The sequence below is a fragment of the Pedobacter sp. 01T416_2 genome, from assembly GCF_056398925.1.
Genome location: NZ_JBFTQI010000341.1, coordinates 1 through 6,067, shown reverse-complemented (window position 1 = coordinate 6,067; position 6,067 = coordinate 1). Strand labels below are relative to the sequence as shown.

Annotated in this window: 6 protein-coding genes; all 6 read left to right on the top strand. The window is 37.4% G+C overall.

What is annotated here, in order from left to right; genetic code table 11:
* The first annotated feature begins 747 nt into the window (after positions 1-747).
* Positions 748-1,155 carry a hypothetical protein gene (locus tag AC1DPQ_RS15045; protein WP_477585193.1) on the top strand — a complete coding sequence of 136 codons (408 nt, stop codon included), beginning with the start codon at positions 748-750 and terminating at the stop codon, positions 1,153-1,155.
* Positions 1,127-1,579: an IS200/IS605 family transposase gene (tnpA, locus tag AC1DPQ_RS15040; protein WP_477585192.1), complete on the top strand. Its 453-nt coding sequence runs from the start codon at positions 1,127-1,129 to the stop codon at positions 1,577-1,579. Before AC1DPQ_RS15045 ends, tnpA begins: the two co-directional genes overlap by 29 nt.
* A 321-nt stretch (positions 1,580-1,900) precedes the next feature.
* Positions 1,901-3,688, top strand: a complete 1,788-nt coding sequence (locus AC1DPQ_RS15035; protein ID WP_477610022.1) for a DUF1349 domain-containing protein — start codon at positions 1,901-1,903, stop codon at positions 3,686-3,688.
* A gap of 141 nt (positions 3,689-3,829) precedes the next feature.
* A complete protein-coding gene (locus AC1DPQ_RS15030; RefSeq protein WP_477579850.1) occupies positions 3,830-3,982 on the top strand; it encodes a hypothetical protein in 153 nt (50 codons plus the stop codon).
* Between the two features lie 426 nt (positions 3,983-4,408).
* Positions 4,409-4,963, top strand: a complete 555-nt coding sequence (locus AC1DPQ_RS15025) for an RNA polymerase sigma factor (RefSeq protein ID WP_477579852.1) — start codon at positions 4,409-4,411, stop codon at positions 4,961-4,963.
* 66 nt (positions 4,964-5,029) lie between these two features.
* Positions 5,030-6,067, top strand: a 1,038-nt coding sequence (locus tag AC1DPQ_RS15020; RefSeq protein WP_477610020.1) for a FecR family protein, incomplete at its 3' end; no start/stop codon positions are given.

Genomic DNA, 6,067 nt, shown 5'->3' with positions numbered 1-6,067 from the left:
TGGTGTAGTTACCTTAAAAATAATCGGTAAATCAAAACCGTTTAATATTTTTCAAAGTGGAAAAAATAAGTAATCTGCTCAGCTTCCATGATCTTGGTATGCATAATTTAAACCAGCAAAACAAAGACTGATCGCTAAGTGRTACCAAGAACATTACGGATTTGGTTTGTTCTGGATTGGCCAAAAATATCACTGTATTACTGGTAAATTATCCGGTTTTAAGCTTTTAAAGTTTTTCCTGCATTTTCATCAAGGAGATAGGTCGTGGATGCCTTTTGCAGTTTTCTAAGGTTATTGACAAGCTGATCTTTGAATTTTCAGCGCCCTTCAGTTCTGGCCCACTTCTTTCTAGGTACAACTTGAAACATTAGGCTTTACCCGCGAGGATATGCATTTTATTTACCTTTTCTTCTAACAGGCTTGTCCATGATTTGATATTCTAAGGCAAAATTTTATCCCTAAATAAACCGATTTCTAGCCCATCCCTTTTTTTTATAGCAATTAACTTTACTATAGCAAAATGGACAACAGAAGTTTATAACAAATAATTTTCTGTGCAGGCCATTTTAAAAAGTAAGGGGAGAGGAAGATGGTGTGCTGTGTTGATTGAAAAAATTAATGGCTCTTTAATATTATAGGAAAACTAAAAACAAGTACCGAGCAAATAACAAAAACCTAAAATCTAATTATTCCTTATGAAATCATTTCTAAAAGCTCTTATGGCGCTACTCGTAGTGACCTCGTTTTATGCCTGCAAGAAGGACAGAGACTACGGATCCCTTACAGAACGACGCGATCAGCTCAATCAGAAAGGGCGACTCGACCATCCACAAACTAGTTGTGGACGGAAGGACCAACCATGTGGTTGAAGTTAACGGAACCTATTATTATGCTGATGATATCATCCTGAGCAAAGAACAGTTCAATACGCTAAAAAAAATGACAAGCAGCCTTTCTACTCAGGAAAGGGCCACCATTGCGCAGGATTTTTCTGCAACATGGCCAGGTGCTACGGTTTATTCAACTAATACCCCGAAGCTCTGCTTCGGTGGTCTCAGCGGAAAGTTTGAAAACGAAGAGTTTTCAAAAAAGGTAGATTTAACACAAAAAGCGTTATTTTCGTTTCATGAGCGATCATATCCACAAGAGCCATAATAAGAGTTTGTTGCTTTATCATTTGGTATGTCCTATTAAGTATCGGCGGAGCGTTTTGTCGAGCTCGGTTGAAGAAAGTTTGGTTATGGTTTGTCAGGATATATCTTCGCGGTATGAAATTCATTTTGTTGAGATTGGTGCCGATGATAACCATGTTCACTTTTTGATACAAAGGGTACCCATGCTATCGATTAAAAGTATTGTTCAAGCGGTTAAAAGCCTCACAGCCAAAGAGCTTTTTCGTCTTCATCCCGAAGTTAAGCAACAACTCTGGGGAGGGGATTTTTGGACTGCTGGTTACTATGTTAATACTGTTGGGCAATATGCAAACGAAACTGTTATCATGAAATATATTCAAAATCAGGGAACCGAACCTACAACTTATAAGATGTTGCATAGAAATCAGCTCAGTTTAGAATTTTAGTTAAGCGATACCCCGATAGCTCTGCTTCGGGGTCATTCATTGCCTTCAAAGGTCAAAAGTACACTTAGCCTCTCCTTATATGGGTTATTATAATAAATGTGGTTCTTCCCTACATTCGGTAATCCTGGAAATAGCGGGCGCGGTTATCGCCACTGGAGATGCATAGGTGGGCATACATGCCGATATCGGTTTTGTCTATTATTCCTACCAGGTGCATTATGATCGAGAGGTTATCAGTGAAGAAAAAAAAAACCATAAGTATTACTATGGTGTATAGTCAGAAATTAATTTAAACATGTCAAACATACTTACCATTGAACTATGAAACAAAATTTATTAAAAAGGTCAAGAGGATCTAAAAATTCATGCCTGACATTGGCAATTGTCCTGTGCTGTGTTCTATTCAGCTTTTCCTGTAAAAAAACTGACAGCACAGGTCTTCCCACGGATCAAGGCTCATCCTCAAAGCCCGAAAAGACGGCAGACCAAAAAAAGTACACCAACGTTTATAATGGAGTAAATTACTCTTCAGATCACCCGTATAATGTAAACATTATATATTTTTTACCAACGGACGTGCCGCTTGACAGTACTTATAAAAAGAGATTAAGCGCAGTATTGCTATGGGGACAGAATTTTTATAAGGAAAATATGGTATCCAATGGCTATGGTCCAAAAACATTTGGGTTATTAACAGAAACTGCAAATCCCCAGAATGTTCAGATACTATTGGTACGTGGCCAGCATCCTTTGAGTTCGTACCCTTCAGGTAATTCCATCGAAGGAGTTGAAGTAAACGCTTTTAAGACCGAAAACCCAACGCTTATTACAAGTTCGCACACTTTGATAATCACCGCTATACCAACCTCTAAAAGCCCTGGTGTTCCTTTTTATGGCACAGGACGGACCTGTTATGCATTAGATTACCCGCAGTTCGATCTCAAATATTTAGGGCCAAGTACCGGGCCGTTAAGCGATGATTTCATCAGTTGGTTTGGAGGTATGATGCATGAGTTGGGGCATGCATTGAATTTGCCACATAGCCATCAGACAAATACAGAGAACAATAATCCGAAACTGGGAACGAATCTTATGGCGGATGGGAATTATACCTTAGGACGTAAACCCACATTTATCAACCGTGCAGGCAGTTCTATCTTAAACAATTGTCAGGCATTTGCCGATGCTCCGGGCAATACCTATTATAATGGACACAATAGTGGCCTTACCAGTATCCGTGCTGTCTATAGTAGTGGTAACCTTACTGTTTCAGGTACTTACGCAAGTGATATGGAGGTAACTGATATAAATGTCTATCAAGACCCACATGCTACCCCGAGCGAAGGTTATGATCGGGTTGCATGGTCAGTAAAACCCGGTGCAGGCAACAGTTTCACGGTAACTATGCCTGTGAGTGAATTAAAAAACATCAATGGTCCATATACCCTGGAAGTTGCACTGGTATTGAAAAATGGCGAGAATGCTCAAAGTAATTATGGGTATACTTATAGCAACGGTGTACCGACTATAAATATTGATTTTGATGAAAATAAGTCGTGTGATATACTTTTAGATTGGACTTTAGCCAATATTGGGACTAATATAAACCCGGGTAACATTTGCTACACAGCTGCTACAAACGATTTCAAAATTAAAAGTTTTGCTTCTGGCCTGGGAGACCCCACCGATAATTTTCCTTTTCTTTATCAAACTTTAACAGGAAACGGACAAATTGTAGCAAGAGTGAAATCGGTGTCAACCAACTACAACTATTTAGGCGGTATAATGATCAGGAATACACTATCTTCAAATAGCGCCTATGTATGTCTGAGCTCCCTGGATACACGTGGTGTATTTGCCAAATACAGAACTTCGGATGCAGGAAATTCCAGCTACAGGCCGGTTACCAGTTTGGTATCACCAATGTGGCTAAAACTTGTTCGGGTAGGTAATTTGGTTACTTCATATTATTCCAGTGATAAAATTACATGGACCAAATACTATGATTATCAATTCACATCCCTTAACAGTACAATTTATCTGGGATTGGCCGCATCGGGTAGTTTTTGTGCTACCGATATAGATGATGTAACTATCTCAAAAATGTAGATGTTAAATCATGTCATCTGATGCCTTTCGATCGGTTTAACACGTATAAATCAGTTGTAGGTCAAGATGTTCTTGGTCGGATGGAGTCAATGCTTTCTGATTTGTCTAGGGAGCTATAATTTGTATAGGCGATTGATAAAAATGGGCCGCTGGATTTTTGCAGCGGCCCGTTTTTATTTTGTGGTAGTATTCAGTATGGGCTGGCTGAATGCTTTCTTTCCCTCCTCTGTCCCAAGCTTGGGCACAGTAGAAGAATATATCTTTCCGTTTTTGAGTACAAACAGTGTTGGGTAGCCCGTAGATCAGGTTGTCCCGGATCAAGAGGTGTCTGGTGCCCAGTCCTGCGGTAAACAGGTTAAACGACAAGCTATGGCAGGGTGAGACAGCCGGCCTAATGTTTCGCTCTAAGGTGATCGTCCATTTAGTTTAAAGATGGTCATTCGGCCTGTTTTAAATGTTTTTAAGACTCAGCAAAGCGGTATACGCCTGTATGCAAACTACTCTGTTTAAACGTGTTCTTTCGCTTAAAATTAACTTGATTGCAACACAAGGTCAGCTAATCTCAAGATGTTGAGTATCTATTCCCAAGGTGAAAAAAAGTTAGGGTATTTAAAGGTATCACCGGTTTCAACGAAATATAAATTACATGTGATAAAATAATATATTTGACATAAAATAACCAAACATAAATGCAAAAAACACTTTTACCCTAAGCTGTTTATGAATTTAAACGACATACAAATTCTTGAAAAACTTAAAGGAAATGATCCTATTGGATACAAGCAATTATTTGATAGGTATTATATGCCGTTATGCACCTATAGTTTAAAATTTTGTGATTCGTTTGAGTTGGCCGAAGATATTGTTCAGGATTTATTTGTGAAGTTTTGGGATGAAAAGTTATACTTGAAAATCGATAATCTCATAGGACCCTACCTGTTTAAGTCTGTAAAGAACAATACCCTACAGGTTGTTAAAAAGGAATCCAGGCATCAATTTAACGATATCGAAGATTTTGTCAATAATTTAGTGGAGGAGGATCAGTTGGATTTTGCCACTTTAGAGGAAGAAAAAAAGAAACTATTTGAACAAGTAGAGTCCTTGCCCGAAAAGAGCAAAGAAGTTTTTAAAGCCATTGTGTTACGAAATATGAAATATAAAGAGGTTGCACTACACCTTGATATTTCTGTTAATACAGTAAAAACACATTATGCAAGAGCCTTAAAACAACTCCGTTATAAACTTAATATAATCGTAATGTTAATGTTGGTTTAAAAAAAAGTAAATTTTTTGTCACCCATTTTTGATCTTTAGTTATATATAAGGAAAGATCAAAAATCAATGAGTAAAATAAACGCCCATATTCTAAAACTTATTTCTTTATATACCACCAAAGAACTAAGTGAAGCTGAATTTGACGAATTAAAGAATTGGTTAAATGAAGCGCCTGGAAATGAAGTTCTGTTTAAGGACTTGTTGTTCCTTTATAAAAAATCCAGACAAATATCATTTGCCGATTATGTTGATAAGGATAAAGCTTGGAATAAAATTATTTCCAGGCTAGAAAACCCTTTGATGCAAGTCGTTGAAAAAAAGGAGTCTAAAGTGTTTTCTATGCGGAATCGTTGGTTCAAGTATGCAGCTGCAGCCATTGTAGTTGGAATATTAACAACAACCTATCTCTTTAGATCTAATTTATTTACCAAGCCTATAGATGCCACTCCAACCCTAGTAAATGCTAATATTGAAGCTGGAACCGACAAAGCAACATTAACTTTAGAAGACGGTTCTGTAGTCGTATTAAAAAAAGGAAAAACTTTTCATAGACAAAACGCAACTAGCAACGGTAAGGACATTGTTTACCAGGATACTGAAAAAGACCCAACGAAAATTGCATACAACTACCTAACCATACCCAGGGGAGGACAATTCTCCATTAAATTATCGGATGGGACACAAGTATGGTTGAATTCTGAAACCAAATTAAAATTTCCTGTTGCTTTCGTTGAAGGAGAACTACGTCAAGTGGAACTCGTATATGGTGAAGCATATTTTGAGGTTTCTCCAAGTACAGCACATAAAGGTGCTAGGTTCAAAGTTTTTAATAAATCGCAAGAGGTAGAAGTTGTAGGTACGGAATTTAACATTAAAGCATATAAAGATGAAGCCAATGTTTATACAACATTGGTTAAGGGCAAAGTAGATGTAAGTGCCCAGAATAAAAAGCAAAGACTAATTCCAAATCAACAATTAAATCTAGATCTAAAATCTAAAACTTTAATTGTTAGTACGATCGATGTTTATGATGAGATAGCTTGGAAGGAAGGCATTTTTAGCTTCAGAAAAAAATCTTTAGAGGAGATAATGAAGGTACTATCT

Coding starts and splice junctions, on each gene's coding strand:
- AC1DPQ_RS15030 (WP_477579850.1), top strand. CDS start 3,830: ATGGGCCGCTGGATTTTTGCAGCGGCCCGTTTTTATTTTGTGGTAGTA.
- tnpA (WP_477585192.1), top strand. CDS start 1,127: ATGAGCGATCATATCCACAAGAGCCATAATAAGAGTTTGTTGCTTTAT.
- AC1DPQ_RS15045 (WP_477585193.1), top strand. CDS start 748: ATGCCTGCAAGAAGGACAGAGACTACGGATCCCTTACAGAACGACGCG.
- AC1DPQ_RS15025 (WP_477579852.1), top strand. CDS start 4,409: ATGAATTTAAACGACATACAAATTCTTGAAAAACTTAAAGGAAATGAT.
- AC1DPQ_RS15035 (WP_477610022.1), top strand. CDS start 1,901: ATGAAACAAAATTTATTAAAAAGGTCAAGAGGATCTAAAAATTCATGC.